Origin of the sequence: Pseudomonas sp. GZD-222, from assembly GCF_049310525.1 — a bacterium.
Taxonomy (GTDB): Bacteria; Pseudomonadota; Gammaproteobacteria; order Pseudomonadales; family Pseudomonadaceae; genus Aquipseudomonas.
The window spans coordinates 13,243-33,789 of record NZ_JBMOWO010000045.1 but is presented as its reverse complement, the minus strand read 5'-3'; the positions used below and the strand labels follow the sequence as shown (position 1 = coordinate 33,789).

General features: G+C 61.1%; 20 protein-coding genes and 1 pseudogene. 11 read left to right on the top strand and 10 right to left on the bottom strand.

The features are described 5' to 3' along the window. Nucleotides 1-69 precede the first annotated feature (69 nt). Complete coding sequence (locus tag ACO6VD_RS08240) at nt 70-948, bottom strand: LysR family transcriptional regulator (RefSeq protein WP_422418233.1); 879 nt, start codon at nt 946-948, stop codon at nt 70-72. A 244-nt stretch (nt 949-1,192) separates the two neighbouring features. On the opposite strand from ACO6VD_RS08240, the gene ACO6VD_RS08235 reads away from it, so the two are divergent. The 4 genes from ACO6VD_RS08235 (at nt 1,193) to ACO6VD_RS08220 (ending at nt 6,537) form a co-directional block, all read left to right on the top strand. Then, nucleotides 1,193-2,575 carry a glutamine synthetase family protein gene (locus ACO6VD_RS08235; protein WP_422418231.1) on the top strand — a complete coding sequence of 461 codons (1,383 nt, stop codon included), beginning with the start codon at nt 1,193-1,195 and terminating at the stop codon, nt 2,573-2,575. Nucleotides 2,576-2,593: 18 nt separating this feature from the next. Continuing rightward, on the top strand, nt 2,594-4,087 hold the full coding sequence (locus tag ACO6VD_RS08230) for an aldehyde dehydrogenase (protein ID WP_422418229.1): 1,494 nt from the start codon (nt 2,594-2,596) through the stop codon (nt 4,085-4,087). Nucleotides 4,088-4,101: 14 nt separating this feature from the next. After that, nucleotides 4,102-4,881: a gamma-glutamyl-gamma-aminobutyrate hydrolase family protein gene (locus tag ACO6VD_RS08225; RefSeq protein WP_422418227.1), complete on the top strand. Its 780-nt coding sequence runs from the start codon at nt 4,102-4,104 to the stop codon at nt 4,879-4,881. A 105-nt stretch (nt 4,882-4,986) separates the two neighbouring features. Continuing rightward, nucleotides 4,987-6,537, top strand: a complete 1,551-nt coding sequence (locus tag ACO6VD_RS08220) for an APC family permease (RefSeq protein WP_422418225.1) — start codon at nt 4,987-4,989, stop codon at nt 6,535-6,537. Between the two features lie 21 nt (nt 6,538-6,558). On the opposite strand, the gene gmk is transcribed toward ACO6VD_RS08220, so the two are convergent. Then, nucleotides 6,559-7,179, bottom strand: coding sequence for a guanylate kinase (gene gmk, locus ACO6VD_RS08215; RefSeq protein WP_400171612.1), 621 nt, complete (start codon nt 7,177-7,179; stop codon nt 6,559-6,561). Nucleotides 7,180-7,192: 13 nt separating this feature from the next. Then, nucleotides 7,193-8,056 carry a YicC/YloC family endoribonuclease gene (locus ACO6VD_RS08210; protein WP_422418223.1) on the bottom strand — a complete coding sequence of 288 codons (864 nt, stop codon included), beginning with the start codon at nt 8,054-8,056 and terminating at the stop codon, nt 7,193-7,195. A gap of 242 nt (nt 8,057-8,298) precedes the next feature. On the opposite strand from ACO6VD_RS08210, the gene rph reads away from it, so the two are divergent. Beyond that, the gene (gene rph / locus ACO6VD_RS08205; protein WP_400171589.1) at nt 8,299-9,021 is read left to right on the top strand and encodes a ribonuclease PH; all 723 of its coding nucleotides are present in this window, start codon (nt 8,299-8,301) and stop codon (nt 9,019-9,021) included. A 24-nt stretch (nt 9,022-9,045) separates the two neighbouring features. After that, the gene (locus tag ACO6VD_RS08200) at nt 9,046-9,414 is read left to right on the top strand and encodes a DUF4870 domain-containing protein (RefSeq protein WP_136478744.1); all 369 of its coding nucleotides are present in this window, start codon (nt 9,046-9,048) and stop codon (nt 9,412-9,414) included. 63 nt (nt 9,415-9,477) lie between these two features. Here ACO6VD_RS08200 and ACO6VD_RS08195 read toward each other — a convergent pair whose 3' ends face one another. After that, nucleotides 9,478-10,257, bottom strand: coding sequence for an exodeoxyribonuclease III (locus ACO6VD_RS08195; RefSeq protein WP_028942456.1), 780 nt, complete (start codon nt 10,255-10,257; stop codon nt 9,478-9,480). Nucleotides 10,258-10,337: 80 nt separating this feature from the next. Here ACO6VD_RS08195 and pyrE point away from each other — a divergent pair, with 80 nt between their 5' ends. After that, nucleotides 10,338-10,979, top strand: coding sequence for an orotate phosphoribosyltransferase (gene pyrE, locus ACO6VD_RS08190; protein WP_010225878.1), 642 nt, complete (start codon nt 10,338-10,340; stop codon nt 10,977-10,979). A 41-nt stretch (nt 10,980-11,020) separates the two neighbouring features. Here the strand turns inward: pyrE and argB are convergent, their stop codons facing one another. From argB to coaBC, 4 genes and pseudogenes are all read right to left on the bottom strand, one after another. Further along, nucleotides 11,021-11,926: an acetylglutamate kinase gene (gene argB, locus ACO6VD_RS08185; RefSeq protein WP_400171591.1), complete on the bottom strand. Its 906-nt coding sequence runs from the start codon at nt 11,924-11,926 to the stop codon at nt 11,021-11,023. 29 nt (nt 11,927-11,955) lie between these two features. Beyond that, a pseudogene (locus ACO6VD_RS08180) lies at nt 11,956-13,332 on the bottom strand (phosphomannomutase/phosphoglucomutase); the annotation flags it as partial. A gap of 136 nt (nt 13,333-13,468) precedes the next feature. After that, entirely contained in the window at nt 13,469-13,924 is a 456-nt protein-coding gene (dut, locus tag ACO6VD_RS08175; protein ID WP_422418220.1) for a dUTP diphosphatase, read from the bottom strand. 6 nt (nt 13,925-13,930) lie between these two features. Continuing rightward, the gene (gene coaBC, locus ACO6VD_RS08170; protein WP_422418218.1) at nt 13,931-15,139 is read right to left on the bottom strand and encodes a bifunctional phosphopantothenoylcysteine decarboxylase/phosphopantothenate--cysteine ligase CoaBC; all 1,209 of its coding nucleotides are present in this window, start codon (nt 15,137-15,139) and stop codon (nt 13,931-13,933) included. Between the two features lie 133 nt (nt 15,140-15,272). On the opposite strand from coaBC, the gene radC reads away from it, so the two are divergent. Then, nucleotides 15,273-15,959 carry a RadC family protein gene (gene radC, locus ACO6VD_RS08165; protein ID WP_422418216.1) on the top strand — a complete coding sequence of 229 codons (687 nt, stop codon included), beginning with the start codon at nt 15,273-15,275 and terminating at the stop codon, nt 15,957-15,959. Here radC and ACO6VD_RS08160 read toward each other — a convergent pair. After that, nucleotides 15,943-17,532 carry an ABC transporter substrate-binding protein gene (locus ACO6VD_RS08160; RefSeq protein ID WP_422418214.1) on the bottom strand — a complete coding sequence of 530 codons (1,590 nt, stop codon included), beginning with the start codon at nt 17,530-17,532 and terminating at the stop codon, nt 15,943-15,945. The two genes, radC and ACO6VD_RS08160, sit on opposite strands and share 17 nt — an antisense overlap. Before the next feature lie 362 nt (nt 17,533-17,894). On the opposite strand from ACO6VD_RS08160, the gene rpmB reads away from it, so the two are divergent. Both rpmB and rpmG read left to right on the top strand, forming a co-directional pair. Beyond that, nucleotides 17,895-18,131, top strand: a complete 237-nt coding sequence (gene rpmB / locus ACO6VD_RS08155; protein WP_010225868.1) for a 50S ribosomal protein L28 — start codon at nt 17,895-17,897, stop codon at nt 18,129-18,131. Between the two features lie 11 nt (nt 18,132-18,142). Further along, nucleotides 18,143-18,298: a 50S ribosomal protein L33 gene (rpmG, locus tag ACO6VD_RS08150; RefSeq protein WP_010225867.1), complete on the top strand. Its 156-nt coding sequence runs from the start codon at nt 18,143-18,145 to the stop codon at nt 18,296-18,298. Between the two features lie 134 nt (nt 18,299-18,432). Here the strand turns inward: rpmG and ACO6VD_RS08145 are convergent, their stop codons facing one another. Then, nucleotides 18,433-18,795, bottom strand: coding sequence for a cupin domain-containing protein (locus ACO6VD_RS08145; protein WP_422418212.1), 363 nt, complete (start codon nt 18,793-18,795; stop codon nt 18,433-18,435). 197 nt (nt 18,796-18,992) lie between these two features. Here ACO6VD_RS08145 and ACO6VD_RS08140 point away from each other — a divergent pair, with 197 nt between their 5' ends. Further along, nucleotides 18,993-20,486 (top strand): aldehyde dehydrogenase, encoded by a 1,494-nt coding sequence (locus ACO6VD_RS08140; protein WP_422418210.1) that lies wholly within the window; start codon nt 18,993-18,995, stop codon nt 20,484-20,486. Nucleotides 20,487-20,547: the final 61 nt, after the last annotated feature.

The following is a 20,547-nucleotide window of genomic DNA, read 5'->3' as shown; positions in this document are numbered from 1 at the left end:
ACCCGCCTTGGGGACCCCCCCCGCCCCCCTGGGTGGCGGGGGAGGCTTTCTCCCCCCGCGATAGCGATTTTACTGGCGGCCGAGGGCATCCCGCAGCCGTGGCGTCAGTTCGTCGAACAGCGTCTGCACCGAGCGCAACGCCCGGCAATCCGGGCGGGTCAGCAGCCAGACTTCGGTGTCGCACCCCGGCAGCGCCTCGCTCAAGGGTTCAACGCCCGGCAGGGTGTGCGCCATGTAATCGGGCAACGCCGCCACCCCCAGCCCTGCAGTGACCAGTTGGGCAATCGCGGAGATGCTGCTGCAGCGATAGCGTGGCGTCACAGCGGGCAAATGCTCGCTGCGCCAGACCACGGTGGGGTGGTCCTGCATGGCGTCATCCGGCGCGATCCAGGGCAGGCTGGCCGGGGCTTCCTTGAGTTTTGCCCGATATTCCTCGCGGCCACAGACCACATAAGAGGCCGAGCCCAGGCAGCGGCCAACCAGATGCTCCGGCGGCGAGTTGGTCAGGCGCAGGGCGAGGTCGGCGTCGCGGCGGCTCAGGTTGGCGAAGGTGTTGGAGGTCGCCAGCTCCAGCGACAGGGCCGGATAGGCCGGCATGAATTCCGCCAGCGCCGGCAGCAACAGGCTGTGCAGCACGGCATCGGTGCAGGTCAGGCGGACGGTACCGCTGACCACTTGTTCGCCATGCTCCAGCGCCACCCGTGCGGCATCCAGTGCCTGTTCGGCGCGTTCGGCCTGTTCGGCCAGGGCCTGGGCGGTACCGGTGGGAATGTAGCCTTTACGGCTTTTTACGAACAAGGCGGTACCGAGGGCAGCTTCCATGCGCCGAATCGAGCGGAACACCGTCGAAACATCAACCCGCAGCAGTTCTGCGGCTTTTGCCAGTGAGCGCCCGCGTACCAGGGCGAGTACCAGCGAGAGGTCGGCGTGACTGATCTGATATTGCATGGGTGCACTCTTTGCTTGCCTAAATGCCAATGTCTGTTGCGCTAGGGCCATTCTATAGTGAGGCAGCAGTCGTGAATCAACTCGTAACGTTGTCAGCATGTGGAACGAAAGTCCTATATGACAACGCTCTGCAGTTCCCCACGATGGGACTACTTAAAAGAACAAATGAAACCATCGCCGCTCCCGTTAGCGCCGCAGTACCTCCTCCACAGTCGTTCGATAAAAAATCAAAGGATGCCTAGCCATGACGTCGGTCTCCCCGCGCGCCATCCCTCTCGACGAGATGGGTGAATTTCTCAAGGCCCACCCTGAGGTGCAATTTGTCGATCTGTTGATTGCCGACATGAACGGCGTGGTACGTGGCAAGCGCATCGAGCGTGCGAGCCTGGTCAAAGTCTACGAAAAAGGCATCAACCTGCCGGCTTCGTTGTTCGCCCTCGACATCAACGGCTCCACCGTGGAAAGCACCGGTCTGGGCCTGGATATCGGCGACGCCGACCGCATCTGTTTCCCGATTCCCGGCACCCTGAGCTACGAACCCTGGCAGAAGCGTCCTACCGCCCAGTTGCTGATGACCATGCACGAACTGGACGGCGCGCCGTTCTTCGCCGACCCGCGGGAAGTGCTGCGTGGTGTGGTGGAGAAATTCGACGCCTTGGGCCTGGATATCTGCGCGGCGTTCGAGCTGGAGTTCTACCTGATCGACCAGGACAACCTCAACGGCCGGCCACAGCCCCCGCGCTCGCCAATCTCCGGCAAGCGTCCGCAGTCGACCCAGGTGTACCTGATCGATGACCTGGACGAGTACGTTGACTGCCTGCAGGACATGCTCGAAGCGGCGAAAGAGCAGGGCATTCCCGCCGATGCCATCGTCAAGGAAAGCGCGCCGGCGCAGTTCGAGGTCAACCTGCATCACGTCGCCGACGCGATCAAGGCCTGTGACTACGCGGTGCTGCTCAAGCGCCTGATCAAGAACATCGCCTACGACCATGAGATGGACTCCACCTTCATGGCCAAGCCTTACCCGGGCCAGGCGGGCAACGGTCTACATGTGCATATCTCGTTGCTGGACAAGAAAACCGGCAAGAACATTTTCACCAGCGATGACCCCGAGCAGAGCGAGACCCTGCGTCACGCCATCGGCGGTGTGCTGGAAACCATGCCGGCATCGATGGCCTTCCTGTGCCCGAACATCAACTCCTACCGCCGTTTCGGTGCCCAGTTCTATGTGCCCAATGCGCCGAGCTGGGGCCTGGACAACCGCACTGTGGCGGTCCGCGTACCGACCGGCAGCAGCGATGCGGTGCGTATCGAACACCGCGTAGCCGGCGCCGATGCCAACCCGTACCTGATGATGGCGGCGATCCTGGCCGGTATTCACCACGGCCTGACCAACCAGATCGAACCGGGTGCGCCGATTGAAGGCAACTCCTACGAGCAACTGGAACAGAGCCTGCCGAACAACTTGCGCGATGCGTTGCGTGAGCTCGATGACAGTGAAGTGCTGAACAAATACATCAGCCCGGACTACATCGACATTTTTGTCGCCTGCAAGGAAAGCGAAATGGCTGAGTTCGAGGTGTCGATTTCCGACCTCGAATACAACTGGTACCTGCATACCGTGTGATGCCCGGAGAAAACAACAATGACAATTGCACCACGTGAACACTGGGAACAGCTGTTCCAGACCCTGAAGATCGAAGGCCGCGCCTTTATCGATGGGCAGTATTGCACCAGTGTTGCTGGTGACACTTTCGATTGTTCAAGCCCGGTGGATGGCCGCCAGCTGGCGCAGATCGCCAGTTGCGACAGCGCCGACGCGGAGCTTGCCGTAGCCGCGGCTCGGCGCAGCTTTGACAGTGGCGTCTGGGCATTGCAGGCACCGGCGCAACGCAAGCGGGTGCTGATTGCCTTCGCCGACTTGCTGCTGGCCAACGCCCAAGAGCTGGCGTTGCTGGAAACCCTGGACATGGGCAAGCCGATTGCCGATTCCCTGAGTATCGATATTCCGGCTGCGGCCAATGCCATCCGCTGGCATGCCGAAGCCATCGACAAGATTTATGACGAAGTTGCTGCAACCGCGTCCGACCAGCTGGGTCTGGTCACCCGCGAGCCGGTCGGCGTGGTTGCGGCCATTGTTCCGTGGAACTTCCCACTGATGATGGCCTGTTGGAAACTCGGCCCGGCCCTGGCCACCGGTAACTCGGTGATCCTCAAACCGTCCGAAAAATCACCCCTGACCGCGATCCGTATCGCCCGGTTGGCGCTCGAGGCGGGTATCCCGGCCGGTGTGCTGAACGTGCTGCCGGGTTACGGTCACACGGTCGGCAAGGCCCTGGCCTTGCACATGGACGTCGACACCCTGGTGTTCACGGGCTCCACGCGTATTGCCAAGCAACTGATGGTCTATGCCGGTGAGTCGAACATGAAGCGCGTCTGGCTGGAAGCCGGCGGCAAGAGCCCGAACATCGTCTTCGCTGACGCCCCGGACTTGCAGGCCGCGGCCGATGCAGCAGCGGCGGCGATTGCCTTCAATCAGGGCGAAGTGTGCATTGCCGGTTCGCGCTTGCTGGTCGAGCGCAGCATCAAGGAGCGTTTCCTGCCGATGGTGGTCGAGGCCCTCAAGGCCTGGAAACCCGGTCACGCCCTGGCCCCGGAAACCCGCGTCGGCGCCTTGGTCGACAGCACCCAGCTGGATACCGTGCTCGGCTACATCGAAGCCGGCAAGGCCGATGGCGCCACGTTGCTGACCGGTGGCGAACGTGTACTGGAGGACACCTGCGGCGTTTACCTGCAGCCGGCGATCTTCGATGGCGTGACCAATGCCATGCGTATCGCTCGCGAGGAAATCTTCGGCCCGGTGCTTTCGGTGATCACCTTCGACAGCGCCGAAGAGGCCGTTGCCATTGCCAACGATTCGCCCTTCGGCCTGGCCGCGGCGGTCTGGACCAACGACATTTCCCGTGCCCACAAGACCGCCCGCGCCCTGCGTGCCGGCAGCGTCTGGGTCAACCAGTACGACGGCGGCGACATGACCGCGCCCTTTGGCGGTTTCAAGCAGTCGGGCAATGGCCGGGACAAGTCGCTGCACGCATTTGATAAATACACCGAACTCAAGGCGACCTGGATCAAGCTGTAAGGGAGGGTGAACCCATGCAAACTACCAATGACCTGCCGCCTTTGATTGGCATTTCCGCCTGTCGTCAGCAGTTGGGCAACAATTCGTCGCACACTGTCGGCGACAAGTATGTCGAAGCAGCAGGTTTTGCCGGGATCCCTCTGATCCTGCCCGCACGCGCCGAGCCGGGTGACCCGCAGCGCGTGCTGGAACGCCTCGATGGCATTCTTTTTACCGGTTCGCCTTCTAATGTCGAGCCGCATCATTACAATGGCGCCCCCAGCGTGGAAGGTACGAAGCACGATGTGTTTCGCGACCGCTTGACCCTGCCGTTGCTGCAGGCCGCCATTGCCACCGGTGTGCCGGTGTTCTGCATCTGCCGTGGATTTCAGGAATTGAACGTTGCCTTGGGCGGCACGCTGCACCAGCGGGTGCAGGAACTGCCGGGTTTCCTCGATCACCGCGAGCCGCAGGACGCGCCACTGGAAGAGCAATACAGCCCACGTCATAGCGTTACCGTGCAGCCCGGCGGGCTGTTCGAGCGGCTGGGGCTGGAACAACGCTTCATGGTCAATTCGCTGCACAGCCAGGGCATCGATCGCCTGGCGGACAGCTTGCGTGCCGAGGCCCGGGCGCCGGACGGATTGATCGAAGCAGTGTCCATGGAGGACGCCCCGGGCTTTGTGGTCGGTGTGCAATGGCACCCGGAGTACCGCTTGGCCGAAAACCCGGTTTCGTTGCGTCTGTTCCAGGCGTTTCGTGAGGCATGCCTGGCCCGTGCAAGGGGCGAGCGTCACCGGGAGAAGACCGTATGAGGTCATCCGGTTGATCCGGAACTGAAGCAACAGGTTTCAATGAGTGCAAGCGGACGCGCTGCAAGGCGTCCTGAAAAACAATAGTAAAAGCGGCGGCAACTACTCATGAGCGAATACGAAGCAGGCCTGTCCCCAGGTATGGGACAGGCTCGCACTCAGGAAAAAGGTGCATCGAAAGCATCCAAAGGGCTGGCCTCGGGCCGGCTTGGTCTGCTGGCGAGCATTGTCCTGGGTATCTCCACCATTGCACCGGTCTACACCCTCACTGGCGCCCTCGGTCCAACCGTGCGTGAAGTCGGTGCTCACCTGCCGGCGGTGTTCATCGTCGGTTTCCTGCCCATGCTGCTGGTAGCGCTGGGCTACCGCGAGCTGAACTCGGCCGAGCCTGACAGCGGTACTTCCTTTACCTGGTCGGCGCGGGCGTTTGGCCCGATGATCGGCTGGATCGGCGGTTGGGGGTTGGTCACGGCCACCACCATTGTGTTGTCCAACCTCGCAGGGGTCGCCGTCGACTTCTTCTATCTGTTCCTGGGGCAGATAACCGGTAACCACGAGGTGGCGGCGCTGGCCGATAACCTGTTGATCAACGTCGTCACCTGTTGCGTTTTCATTGCCATGGCGGTGTGGATTTGCTGCCGCGGGATCGCCACTACCATGACCGTTCAGTACGGCCTGGTGGCACTGCAGCTGGTGGTGCTGATTGGCTTCGCGATGGCCGCTTTTGGCGAGTCGTCGGCGATGCCGCCTCTGCAGTTTGATTTCGACTGGTTCAATCCCTTTGGCGTCGAGTCGTTCTCGGCGTTTACGGCCGGCCTGTCGTTGTCGATCTTCATCTTCTGGGGCTGGGATGTCTGCCTGAGCATCAGCGAAGAGTCGGTGGGCAGCGGTGATACCCCTGGCCGTGCGGCAACCCTGACCGTCCTGCTGATTCTGGGGCTGTACCTGGTGACCGCAATTGCCACACTGCAGTTTGCCGGTATCAGTGATGTGGGTCTGGGCCTGAACAACCCGCGCATTCAGGAAAACGTCTTTGCCCACCTGGCAGGCCCGGTCATGGGCCCGCTGGCGATCCTGATGTCGATCGCGGTGCTGGCCAGTACCGCTGCTTCGCTGCAGTCGACCTTTGTTGCGCCGGCGCGTACTTTGCTGGCCATGGGTTACTACGGTGCCGTGCCGGAGCGCTTCGCCAACATCTGCCCACGCTCGAAAACTCCACGTTACGCGACGATCTGTGCGGGTGTGGCGGCGGGTGTGTTCTACGTCACCATGCGTACCCTGAGTGAGAACGTATTGGCCGACACCATCACTGCCCTGGGCATGATGATCTGCTTCTACTACTCGCTGACCGCTTACGCTTGTGTCTGGTACTTCCGCCACAGCCTGTTCGACAGCGTGCGTCACTTCCTGATGCGTGGCCTGTGCCCGCTGCTCGGTGGCGGCATTCTCTCGGTGATCTTCCTGCAGACCGCCTACGACAGTGCTTCGCCGTCGTTCGGCAGCGGTTCGCACGTCGGTGGTCTGGGCCTGGTGTTCGTGATCGCAGTGATCATCACGCTGCTGGGGCTGGGGCTGATGATGCTGTCACGCCTGCGGGCGCCGGCGTTCTTCCTGGGCATGACCCTGCAACGTCACGCCACTGTCTCCAGCCGCCGCTAAGCGGCTGGAGTGACCGGTTGCTCAGGCAAGCAATTGCTTGAGCAGCTGGCCATGACGCTGCTGCTGGTTAGCCTGTAGCAAGCGGTTGGCGCGGAACACCGCCTTGAGGTCTTCCAGCGCAGTGGCGAAGTCATCGTTGATGATGACGAAGTCATACTCGTCGTAGTGACTCATCTCGCTCACCGCTTCACGCATCCGTCCTTCGATGATTTCATCGCTGTCCTGGCCACGGTTGGTCAGGCGCTGACGCAGGGCTTCCTGGGTCGGCGGCAGGATGAAGATCGAGCGCGCCTCAGGCATCAGCTTGCGCACCTGCTGGGCACCTTGCCAGTCGATTTCCAGGATCAGGTCGTGACCCTGGTCGAGGGTCTGCTGCAAGGCGCTGCGCGAAGTCCCGTAGAAATTCCCGAAGACCTCGGCCTGCTCGAGGAAGTCGCCTTGCTCGATCATCAGCTTGAACTCGGCGTGCTCGACGAAGTGGTAGTTCACCCCGTGCGTTTCGCCTGGACGCATGGCCCGGGTGGTGTGCGAAACCGACACCTGGATGCTGTTGTCGGCGTCGATCAGGGCCTTGACCAGGCTGGTCTTGCCGGCGCCGGACGGGGCGGAAACGATATAAAGGGTGCCGCTGCTGTGATTCATGGTCGGGGTGGCCTTACTCAATGTTCTGTACTTGTTCACGCATCTGCTCGATCAGAACCTTGAGGTTGACCGCGGACTGGGTGCTGCGTGGGTCGAAGGCTTTGGAGCCCAGGGTGTTGGCTTCGCGGTTGAGCTCCTGCATCAGGAAGTCCAGGCGCCGGCCAGCGGCACCGCCGGACTTCAGCACCCGGCGTACTTCGTTGATGTGGGTGCTCAGGCGGTCGAGCTCTTCGGCGACGTCGCTCTTCTGCGCCAGCAGGACCATTTCCTGTTCCAGGCGCTGCGGGTCGAGTTCGGCCTGCATGTCGGTGAAACGGTCGAGAATCTTCTGGCGTTGGGCGGCGAGCATCTGCGGCACCAGGGCGCGCAGGGTGGTGACTTCGCTGGCCATGCTGTCCAGGCGCTCGTGAATCAGGCGGGCCAGTTCGGCACCTTCGCGGTTACGGCCGTTCTTGAGCTCCTTGAGGGCTTCTTCGAACAGGTTCATCGCGTCATTGTTCAGCGCTTGCGGGTCGCTGGCATCAGCGACCAGCACGCCTGGCCAGGCCAGTACCTCCAGCGGGTTCAGCGGCGCTGGCTGCTTGATCAGGCTGGCCACGGTCTCGGCGGCGGCGACCAGTTGCGCGGCGCGCTCGCGGTCGACCTGCAGCGGCTTGCCGGCGTTTTCTTCATTGAAGCGCAAGGTGCATTCGACCTTGCCGCGCGACAGTCCCTGGCGCAGGGCTTCACGCACCGCGCCCTCAAGGTCGCGCAGGGCTTCTGGCAGGCGCAGGTGCGGCTCCAGGTAGCGGTGATTGACCGAGCGTAGTTCCCAGATCAGGGTGCCCTGGCTACCGGCGCGCTCGACACGAGCAAAAGCGGTCATGCTGTGCACCATGGGAAGTACCTCGCAAAAAATGGATCAAGGAAAAGCCAACCGGCTGCAAAGGCGCAAGATTGTAGCGCAGTGCGGCGCTGGCTCCCAATGCACTGATGTTACAAACAGCCAGGCAACTTCCGGAAAAAACCGACCAGCGCCTCTGGGCCCTCTGTTTCGGGGCCTGCGACAATAGACGTGTGCTCACGGCCCGCTGCGCTCTATAATGCTCGGCAGATTCAAACCCAGTACAGGTATCCCAAATGAAACGTCCAAGTGGTCGCGTTGCCGATCAGCTCCGCTCGATCCGCATCACCCGCAACTACACCAAACACGCCGAGGGATCAGTACTGGTCGAGTTCGGTGACACCAAAGTCGTCTGTACCGTCAGCGTCGAGAACGGCGTGCCGCGCTTCCTCAAGGGCCAGGGCCAAGGCTGGCTGACTGCCGAATACGGCATGCTGCCGCGCTCCACCGGCGAGCGTAACCAGCGTGAAGCCGCGCGCGGCAAGCAGGGCGGTCGTACCCTCGAAATCCAGCGTCTGATCGGCCGCTCTCTGCGTGCCGCACTGGACATGAGCAAGCTCGGCGACATCACCCTGTACGTCGACTGCGACGTGATCCAGGCCGATGGCGGTACCCGCACTGCGTCGATCACCGGTGCCATGGTTGCCCTGGTCGATGCCCTGCGCGTGGTCAAGAAGCGTGGCGGCCTCAAGGCTGGCGACCCGCTCAAGCACATGATCGCTGCTGTTTCGGTTGGCATGTACCAGGGCGAAGCTGTGCTCGACCTGGACTACCTGGAAGACTCGGCTGCCGAGACCGACCTCAACGTGGTCATGACCAGCCAGGGTGGCTTCATCGAAGTCCAGGGCACCGCCGAAGGCGCGCCGTTCCAGCCTGAAGAGCTCAACGCCATGCTGGCGCTGGCGCAAAAAGGCATGGTCGATCTGTTCGAACTGCAGCAAGCCGCACTGGCTGACTGAGTCCGATAAGGCAAGGAGCAGAACATGAGCGAGCAACCGTTGCAGTTGCCCACCCCCAATGCCGAGATTCGTCAGTGGGCGATGTTCTGCCACCTGGCCGCCCTGCTGGGGCTGGTCGTGCCGTTCGGTAACCTGCTGGGTCCGCTGGTGATGTGGATCTGGAAAAAGGACCTGGACCCGTTCATTGATGCCCAGGGCAAGGAAGCGCTGAACTTTCAGCTCACCGTGTTTCTGGCCTCGATCATCTGCTTTGCGCTGATGTTCGTGCTGGTGGGGATCGTGTTGTTCGGCATGTTGATGGTTGCCGTACTGATCCTCACCATCGTTGCCGGGGTCAAGGCCAATGACGGACAGCCCTATCGCTACCCGTTGACCTGGCGGCCGATCAAATAATGATCAGCTGACAGCAGGCACAAAAAAACCGACGTGATGTCGGTTTTTTTGTGCCTGAACGAATCAGATCGTCAGCGTCCAGTCGTAGTCCACGATCAGTGGCGCGTGCTGGGAGAAGCGCGGTTGACGCGGCAGGCGTGCGCTACGCACGAAGCGGCGCAGGCCCGGGGTCAGCAGCTGGTAGTCGAAACGCCAGCCCAGGTTGAGCATCTCGGCCTGTTCGTTGTCCGGCCACCAGCTGTACTGGTCGCCTTCACGGCTGACTTCGCGCAGGGCGTCGACATAACCCATGTCACCGACGACGGTGTCCATCCAGGCCCGCTCAGGCGCCAGGAAGCCCGGCGATTGCTGGCCATCGCGCCAGTTCTTGACGTCGAGCTTCTGCTGCGCCACGTACAACGAGCCGCAATAGATGTACTCACGACGTTTGCGTCGCTGCTTGTCCAGGTACTTGGCGAAGTCGTCCATCAACTTGAACTTCTGGTTCAAGTCCTCGTCGCCGTTCATTCCCGAAGGCAGCAGCAGCGTTGCGATGCTTACCTTGTCGAAATCGGCCTGCAGGTAACGTCCGTAGCGGTCGGCTGTCTCGAAGCCCAGGCCGCTGATGACTGCCTTGGGCTGCAACCGCGAATAAAGTGCCACGCCGCCTTGGGCGGGAACTTCTGCGTCGCAGGCATAAAGGAAGTAGCCATCAAGCTGGAAAGCTGGGTCGTCGAGTTCAAAGGCCGAGGCGCGGGTATCCTGAAGGCAGATGACGTCAGCATTCTGGGCTTGTAGCCAGCTGAGCAAACCACGCTCGACGGCAGCCTGAATGCCATTAACGTTCACACTGATGATCCGCATAAATGGCCCCAAAAATCTCGTGCGTGTATGATACCCGAGCTGTACTCATTTAGCTAAATCCGTGGTATCCGGGACTCTTCATGCAGCCGTATCAGCGCGACTTCATTCGTTTTGCCATCGACCGCGGGGTTCTGCGCTTCGGTGAATTCACTCTCAAATCCGGGCGCACCAGCCCGTATTTCTTCAATGCCGGCCTGTTCAACAGTGGTTCGGCCCTGGCTCAGCTCGGACGTTTCTATGCGGCGGCGATCGTCGACAGCAAGATTCCGTTCGACGTGCTGTTCGGCCCGGCCTACAAGGGTATTCCCCTGGCGGCAGCCACTGCCGTAGCGCTGGCCGAGCATCATGACCTCGACCTGCCGTGGTGCTTCAACCGCAAAGAAGCCAAGGCGCACGGCGAAGGCGGCAGCCTGGTCGGTGCACCGCTGACCGGCGACGTGCTGATCATCGACGATGTGATCACTGCTGGCACCGCGATCCGCGAAGTCATGCAGATCATCCAGGGTCAGCAGGCCAAGGCCGCGGGTGTCCTGATCGCGCTGAACCGCCAGGAACGCGGTAACGGCGAGCTGTCGGCGATCCAGGAAGTGGAGCGTGACTTCGGTATTCCGGTGGTCAGCATCGTTTCGCTGACCCAGGTGCTGGAGTTCCTCGCCGACGATCCGGCGCTCAAGCAGCATTTGCCGGCCGTTGAGGCGTATCGGGCCCAGTACGGGATCTGAAGCAAATAAAAAGGCGACCCCAGGGTCGCCTTTTTATTTAGTTATCGCTGCTTGTCATTGCTGATCAGGGTACCAACACCACTGTCAGTAAAGATCTCCAGCAGCACCGCATTCGGCACCCGGCCGTCGATGATGTGCGAGCTGTTGACGCCGCCCTGTACTGCTTCCAGTGCGCAGCGGATCTTCGGCAGCATGCCGCCGTAGATGGTGCCGTCAGCGATCAGCTCATTCACCTGTTCGGTGGTCAGCCCGGTGAGTACGGTGCCTTGCTTGTCCATCAGGCCGGCGATGTTGGTCAGCAGCATCAGCTTTTCAGCTTTCAGTGCTTCGGCCACCTTGCCTGCGACCAGGTCGGCGTTGATGTTGTACGACTCGCCGTTGGCACCGACGCCGATCGGCGCGATAACCGGGATGAAGTCACCTTTGACCAGCATGTTGAGCAGGTCGGTGTTAACCCCGACCACTTCGCCAACATGGCCGATATCGATGATTTCCGGGGTGGTCATCTCTGGCGTCTTGCGGGTGACGGTCAGTTTTTTCGCACGGATCAGCTGGGCGTCTTTACCGGTCAGGCCAATGGCGCTGCCGCCATGGCTGTTGATCAGGTTGACGATGTCCTTGTTCACCTGGCCGCCGAGGACCATCTCGACCACGTCCATGGTCTGCGCGTCGGTGACGCGCATGCCATCGATGAAGTGGCTTTCGATCGACAGGCGCTTGAGCAGGTCACCGATCTGCGGGCCGCCACCATGCACGACCACCGGGTTGATGCCGACGGCTTTCATCAGCACCACGTCGCGGGCAAAACCGGTTTTGAGCTCTTCGCTCTCCATCGCGTTGCCGCCGTATTTGATCACCAGGGTCTTGCCGACAAAGCGTCGGATGTAAGGCAGCGCTTCGGACAAAACCTGGGCGACATGGGTGGCGGCATCGCGATCGAGGGTCATGCAGGGCTCCAGTTGGAACAGGGGGTCAGTCAGAACTTGGGTTGCAGATCAGGAGCAACGCGCTTCAACTGGGCGCGGAATACTTCCTGGATATGCTGCAATTGGGCGTCGCTATCGGCCTCGAAGCGCAGTACCAGCACCGGCGTGGTGTTGGACGCGCGAACCAGGCCCCAGCCATGGGGATAGTCGACCCGCACACCGTCAATGGTGGTCAGGTTGGCGTCTTGGCCCCAGTCGGCCTCGCGTTGCAGTGCATCAATGATGCTGAATTTACCTTCGTCGGTCACATCAATGTTGATTTCCGGGGTGGAAATATCATTCGGGAACGCGGCGAACAGCTGTTCGGCATCGGTTTTGGCCTTGCTGAGGATCTCCAGCAGGCGCGCGGCACTGTAGATGCCGTCGTCGAAACCGTACCAGCGTTCCTTGATGAAAATGTGTCCGCTCATCTCACCAGCCAGCAAAGCGCCGGTTTGCTTCATCTTCTTTTTGATCAACGAGTGACCCGTCTTCCACATTAGCGCGCGACCACCGTATTGCTCGATCAGCGGGGTCAGGCGACGCGTGCATTTGACGTCGAAGATGATCTCGGCGCCCGGGTTGCGCTCGAGCACGTCCTGGGCGAACAGCATCAGCAGGCGGTCGGGGTAGACGATGCTGCCGGTGTTGGTCACCACACCGACGCGGTCGCCATCGCCATCGAAGGCCAGGCCGAGGTCGGCACCAGTTTCCTTGACCTTGGCAATCAGGTCGACCAGATTCTCGGGTTTGCCCGGGTCCGGGTGATGATTAGGGAAGTTGCCGTCGACTTCGCAGAACAACGGGATCATTTCGCAGCCCAGGGCTTCGATCAGCTGCGGCGCAATCACACCGGCTGCACCGTTACCGCAGTCGACGACGACCTTGAGTTTTTTCGCCAGCTTGATATCGCCAGTGATCTGCTGGAAATAGCGATCAAGGATCTCAACTTTGCTGACGCTACCTTCGCCGCGGCTCAGATCGTTGGTCTTCAGGCGGGTCAACAGGCCCTGGATCTGCTCGTTAGCCAGGGTGTCGCCGGCAATGACGATCTTGAAACCGTTGTAGTTTGGCGGGTTGTGGCTGCCGGTGAGCATTACACCGGATTTGCCAGCCAGGACGTTGGCGGCGTAGTACAGGGCAGGGGTTGGCACCAGGCCGACATCGCTGACCTGGCAACCGGCTTCGACCAGGCCCTTGATCAGTTGTTCGACCAGCATCGGGCCGGACAGGCGGCCGTCTCGGCCTACCGAGATGTTCGGTTCGCCTTGGGCCAGGGTTTGCGCACCGATGGCGCGGCCGATCCAGTAAGCGGTTTCGGCGGTCAGGGTGTCACCGACCACGCCACGGATGTCGTAGGCGCGGAAGATGCTTTCCGGGAGTGCAGGTACCAGGTGTGCCATGTCGTTCATCTCTGGGGAGCTCCAATATCGAGGGCGTGCAGGGCAGGCTCAAACTGAACGCTTTGACGGTCTTTTCGCCAGAGAGTTCGCCATCCTTGGCGCGCAGTGGGCAACGAGTGGATCAGTTGCTGCCGGAATGTCCAAAACCACCCGCACCGCGCTGACTCTCGTCGAAGGTTTCGACGATGTCGAAATGAGCCTGCACCACCGGTACCAGAACCAGTTGTGCAATACGCTCGCCGACGGTGATGGTGAATGCGCTCTGGCCACGGTTCCAGCAGGAAACCATCAGCTCGCCCTGGTAGTCGGAGTCGATCAGGCCGACCAGGTTGCCCAGCACGATACCGTGCTTGTGGCCCAGGCCCGAGCGCGGCAGGATCAGCGCCGCCAGGCCCGGATCGCCGATGTATACCGACAGGCCAGTGGGGATCAGCAGGGTCTGGCCCGGCTCGAGGACGGTGTCTTGCTTGAGCATGGCGCGCAGGTCGAGACCGGCCGAGCCCGGGGTGGCGTACTGTGGCAGCGGGAATTCGTTGCCGATGCGTGGATCGAGAATCTTGGCTTGTAGAGCGTGCATGCAGAGTTAAACCTGGTTGAGACGTTCGGCGATGAAAGCAACCAGCTGGCGGGCGATCTTGCCCTTGCTGGTCTGTGCGAAGAGTGTTTCGTGAAGCTGGCGATCAATCACGCTGCAGGCGTTTTCCTCGCTGTTGAAGCCGATGCTGGGGTTGGCCACATCGTTGGCGACAATCAGGTCGAGGTTTTTGTCCTTGAGCTTGCGCGCAGCGTAGTCGAGCAGGTGTTCGGTCTCGGCGGCGAAGCCGACGCTGAACGGGCGGTCGGGACGGGTGGCGATGCTGGCGAGAATGTCCGGGTTGCGGACCATCTGCAGCAGCAGGCCGTCACCTGTTGTAGGGTCTTTCTTGAGTTTCTGTGGTGCGACCACTTCCGGGCGGTAGTCTGCGACTGCGGCCGAGGCGATGAAAATATCGCAGGGCATCGCCGCTTCGCAGGCAGCGAGCATGTCGCGGGCGCTGACCACATCGATGCGGCTGACCCGGTCGGGCGTTGGCAGGTGCACCGGGCCACTGATCAGGGTCACCTTGGCACCGGCTTCCACCGCCGCCTCAGCCAGGGCAAAGCCCATTTTCCCGGAGCTGTGGTTGGTGATGTAGCGCACCGGATCGATGTTTTCCTGGGTCGGTCCGGCGGTGATCACGATGTGCTTGCCGGTCAGCGATTCGCGCTTGAAGCTTTCGGCGGCGCACCAGGCGAGGTCAGTGGCTTCGAGCATGCGGCCGAGGCCAACATCACCACAGGCCTGGCTGCCGGAGGCCGGGCCGAACACCTTGATGCCGCGGCTCTCGAGCAATTCGAGGTTGGCCTGGGTGGCCGGGTCGCGCCACATCGCCTGGTTCATCGCTGGGGCGACGGCCACGGTGGCGTCGGTGGCCAGCACCAGGGTGGTCAGCAGGTCATCGGCGACGCCCTGGGCCATGCGCGCCAGCAGGTCGGCGGTGGCCGGGGCGATCAACACCAGGTCGGCCCACTTGGCCAGCTCGATATGGCCCATCGCCGCTTCGGCAGCAGGGTCCAATAGGTCCATGTGCACCGGGTGACCGGACAGTGCTTGCAGGGTCAGCGGTGTGATGAATTCAGCACCGCCGCGGGTCATGACGACACGCACCTGCGCACCGTGTTCCAGGAGTCGGCGAACCAGTTCGGCACTCTTGTAGGCGGCGATGCCGCCGCCGACGCCGAGAACGATGCGCTTACGATACAGCCGCTGCATAGGCTTGCCTTTTGCTCAGTGATTGCACGCGGCGACGACGCCTCCCCAGGCCGAATCGTCGCGTAAAAAAGAGCGGGTAATGTAGCACAGGGCTGAAACACAGGAGCAGTAACCGATAGACAGGGAGGTGGGTATGAGCATCAGGGATTGGCCAGTCGCGGAGCGGCCGCGGGAAAAACTGTTGGAGCAGGGCGCATTGAGTCTTTCGGATGCTGAGTTGCTGGCGATTTTCCTGCGCACTGGGGTACGAGGTTATAGCGCTGTCGATCTTGCCCGCCATTTGCTCGGACAGTTCGGCGGTTTGCGCGGCTTGTTGGAAGCGGACGTAAAGCGCTTTAACCAGGAGTTTGGCCTCGGGCCCGCGAAGTTCGCCCAGTTGCAAGCAGTCATGGAAATGTCGCGACGTCATCTGGCGGATCGGCTGCGTCGCGGTTCCGCTCTGCAGAGCCCGCAGGCCGTCAGGGATTACCTCAAGGCTCAGCTACGGCATGAGCTTCATGAAGTGTTCGCCTGCCTGTTTCTCGACAGCAAGCACCGCCTACTCGGTTTTGAAGTGTTGTTTCGCGGCACTATCGACAGCACCAGTGTGTATCCCAGGCAAGTGCTCAAGCGCGGACTGGCCCACAATGCCGCTGCGTTGATCCTCTGCCACAACCATCCCTCAGGTATCGCGGAGCCTAGCCAAGCCGATGTGCAGCTCACACATCGGCTCAAGAAGGCACTGGATCTGGTCGACATTCGTGTGCTCGACCACTTCATCGTCGGCGAGGGCGAGCCTCTGTCGATGGTCGAGCACGGCTGGTTCAGCGCGTCGGACTGACCTTGGCGAAGTCCTGGCGACCGAACGGGCTGACTTGATAGCCCTCCACGTTCTGGCGAACCAGGGCCGCGGCAGTCGGGTGTGCCAGCGGCAGCCATAGCGCCTGCTGCTGGATCAAACCCTGGGCCTGTTGGTACAGGCGGCTGCGCACGCTCTGGTCGGTGGTGGTCCTGCCGGCACTGATCAGCTGATCAAGACGCTGGTCGCAGTAGCGGGCGAAGTTGGTTCCGGACTTCACCGCCGCGCAGGCGAACTGCGGGCTGAGAAAGTTATCGGGGTCGCCGTTGTCACCGGCCCAGCCCATGAACAGCAGGTCATGTTCGCCGGCTTTGGCGCGGCGGATCAGCTCGCCCCATTCAATCACGCGGATCTCGGCCTTGATGCCGACCTTGGCCAGGTCGGCCTGCAGCAACTGCGCACCAAGGCTCGGGTTAGGGTTGAGCAGGCTGCCTTGCGGGCGGGTCCAGATGGTGGTGCTGAAGCCGTCTTTGAGGCCGGCCTTGCCCAACAGCGCCTTGGCTTTATCGATGTCGGTCGGGTAACCCGGCAAGTCTTTGGCATAGCTCCAGGTATTGGGCGGGAAGGGGCCGTTGGCGGCAACCGCGGTGTCTTCGAACACCGCTTTGAGGTAGCTGGCCTTATCGAACGCCAGATTGATCGCCTGGCGCACTTCCGGCTTGTCCAGGGGCGGGTGCTGGCTGTTGATGGCGACGAAGGCGGTCATGAAGGCTTCAGTCTTTTCCACCTTCAGTGCCGGATCCGCGCTGGCGGCGGCGATATCCAGTGGCTTGGGCGACAGGGCGATCTGGCACTCATTGCGCTTGAGCTTTTGCAGGCGCACGTTGGCGTCCGGGGTAATGGCGAAGATCAGCGGATCAACAGCAGGCTTGCCGGCAAAGTAGTCCGGGTTGGCCCGGTAACGGATCACTGCGTCTTTCTGGAAGCGGTTGAATACAAACGGGCCGGTACCGATCGGCTGGCTGTTGAGCTTTTCCGGGGTGCCAGCCTTGAGCAGTTGATCGGCATATTCGGCTGAATAGATCGAGGCGAAACCCATGCTCAGGGTGGCCAGGAAGGTGGCATCCGGGTGGTCCAGGGTGAAGCGTACGGTCAGCGGGTCAACAGCCTCAATCTGCTTGATCAGGCTCGGCAGCTGCAGCGATTGGGCATGTGGATAGCCGCTCTGGGCGATCTTGTGCCACGAGTGAGCGGGGTAGAGCATGCGCTGGAAGCTGAACAGGACATCGTCGGCGTCCAGGCTGCGGCTGGGCTTGAAGTAAGCAGTACTGTGGAACTTCACCTCGGGGTGCAACTTGAGTTCGTAGATCAGGCCATCGGGCGAAACCGTCCAGCTGTCCGCCAGGCTTGGCACCACCTGGCCTTTTGCGGCGTCGAATTCGACCAGGCGATTCATCAACACGTCGGCGGAGGCGTTGGTGGTGGTCAGCGAGTTGTACTGAACCACATCGAAGCCTTCGGGGCTGGCTTCGGTGCACACACTCAGCGCGGCCGCCTGGGCGAGTGCCGGGCCGAGCAGGATGGCGAACAACAGGGGTAAAGTGGCAACGCGCATGGGGATTCCTTGGCTGATCGATGGCCCATCTGCCAGTGCAGTCTGGAAAAGTCCTACCCTAGTGCGCCACGTCCTAAATGGCCATAGCCTTTTTTACCAATCGTGCGACGAGTGGTCGACACCTTGCCAGGCCAGTCGTTATGCTGCTCCGGCGTGTCGCCCAGCAAGGCAAAGTACATCTTCTGTTGTTGTGCTCTGGTCTTTCTGGTATAAAGCAGCGCTCTTTTCTAGGGGCTCGGCTTGTCGCATCTGCTGATTGAGTCGATAAGACCCTGAAGAAACACGGCGCCTAGCGCCAAAGACTGAGAGATTAAGCGGCCAACCCATGCCGGGTTGGGCATGTGGTTTTAGAGGGCTGAGGCATGTCGAGAGTCTGTCAAGTTACCGGTAAGGGTCCGGTAACCGGGAATAACATTTCCCACGCAAACAACAAAACCCGTCGTCGTTTCCTGCCGAACCTGCAGCATCATCGCTTCTGGGTCGAGTCCGAGAAGCGTTTCGTGCGTCTGCGCGTATCTGCCAAAGGCATGCGCATCATCGACAAGCGCGGCATTGATGCCGTTCTGGTCGACATTCGCCGTAACGGCGCTAAGGTCTAAGGGAGAGAATCATGCGTGAATTGATCCGTCTGGTGTCGACCGCTAATACCGGCCACTTCTACACCACCGACAAGAACAAGCGCACCACTCCGGACAAAATCGAAATCAAAAAATTCGATCCGGTTGTTCGCAAGCACGTGATCTACAAGGAAGCCAAGATCAAGTAATTGATCCGGCTGACGAAAAAAGGGCCCGTATCTCACGATACGGGCCCTTTTTTTATGACTGTAGGAGCGGACTTGCCCCGCGATGCGATGTGGCTGACAGGCCGCAATCGCGGGGCAAGCCCGCTCCCACCGGTTTAAGCTTTCTGTTCGAACATCACGTAGATCTTGCGGCATGGCTCCAGCACTTCCCAGGTGCCCTTGAAGCCTGCCGGGATCACAAAGCGATCACCGGCGCGCAAGGTTTTCGCGCCGCCGTCTGCATCGCGCAGTACCGAAACGCCCTGAACGATCTCGCAGTACTCGTGTTCAGTGTAATTGACGGTCCACTGACCTACCGCGCCTTCCCAGACACCCGCAGCAAACTGACCACAAGGGCTGGAATAGTGGTTGTAAACCGCCTGTTCAGGATCGCCTTTGAGCACTTTCTCGGCCGCTGGGCGGTAGCGCTCAGCCTCGGTGAGGACTTGGGCGAAGTCGATGATCTGGTCAATGCGCATGGCTAGGTCTCTTGTTTGTTTAATAAAATGAACATCAGTAGGCGTTTGGTGCAATTATGTCAAATATATTGATAATTGGGTCGCCAGTGGTTTAGGGTGGCAGGTGCCTGTGTGCGTAGCTCGCCCAGCCAGAATTTTTGACAGTGCCCGTGCCCCCCTCGTGCGGCACTGCACCTTAACAAGAGGAGGAGTTTCGTATGACCACCCTGACTCGTGCGGATTGGGAACAGCGTGCCCAACAACTGAAGATCGAAGGCCGCGCTTTCATCAATGGTGAATACACCGCCGCCGTTTCCGGCGCGACGTTCGAATGCCTCAGCCCGGTCGACGGCCGTCTGCTGGCGCAAGTCGCCAGCTGTGATCTGGCCGATGCCCAGCGCGCCGTGGAAAACGCCCGCGCAACCTTCGCTTCCGGCGCCTGGTCGCGTCTGGCCCCGGCCAAGCGCAAGGCCACCATGATCCGTTTCGCTGCCTTGCTCAACGCGCATGTCGAAGAGCTGGCGCTGCTGGAAACCCTGGACATGGGCAAGCCGATCAACGATTCGCTGACCATCGACGTACCGGGTGCCGCCCAGGCCCTGAGCTGGAACGGTGAAGCAATCGACAAGATCTACGACGAAGTTGCCGCGACTCCTCACGACCAGTTGGGTCTGGTTACGCGTGAACCAGTGGGTGTGGTTGCCGCTATCGTGCCGTGGAACTTCCCGCTGCTGATGGCCTGCTGGAAACTCGGCCCGGCCCTGGCCACCGGTAACTCGGTGGTGCTCAAGCCTTCGGAAAAATCGCCACTGACCGCCATCCGTATTGCCCAGCTGGCGATTGAAGCCGGTATCCCGGCAGGCGTGCTCAACGTGCTGCCAGGCTATGGTCACACCGTCGGCAAGGCCCTGGCCCTGCACATGGATGTCGACACCCTGGTGTTCACCGGCTCGACCAAGATCGCCAAGCAACTGATGATCTACGCCGGCGAATCGAACATGAAACGTGTCTGGCTGGAAGCCGGTGGCAAGAGCCCGAACATCGTCTTCGCCGACGCCCCGGACCTCAATGCCGCCGCCGAAGCTGCCGCCAGTGCCATCGCCTTCAACCAGGGCGAAGTCTGCACCGCAGGTTCGCGTCTGCTGGTCGAGCGTTCGATCAAGGACAAGTTCCTGCCGTTGGTACTCGAAGCCCTCAAGGCCTGGAAACCTGGCAACCCGCTGGATCCGGCGACCACTGTCGGCGCGCTGGTCGATACTCAACAGATGAACACCGTGCTGTCGTACATCGAGGCAGGTCACAGTGACGGCGCCAAGCTGCTGGTCGGTGGCAAGCGTATCCTCGAAGAAACCGGTGGCACCTATGTCGAGCCGACCATTTTCGACGGTGTCAGCAATGCCATGCGTATTGCCCAGGAAGAAATCTTCGGCCCAGTGCTGTCGGTGATTACCTTCGACAGCGTTGAAGAAGCGATCAACATCGCCAACGACACTCCGTACGGCCTGGCCGCCGGTGTGTGGACTGCGGATATCTCCAAGGCCCACCTGACCGCCAAGGCGCTGCGTGCCGGTAGCGTCTGGGTCAACCAGTATGACGGTGGCGACATGACTGCCCCGTTCGGTGGCTTCAAGCAATCGGGTAACGGCCGTGACAAGTCGTTGCACGCGCTGGACAAGTACACCGAGCTGAAGGCGACCTGGATCAAGCTGTAACCGCAACCGCGCGATCCCGTTCACAGCCGGACCTTGCTCGAAGCAGGTCCGGCTGTGTTGT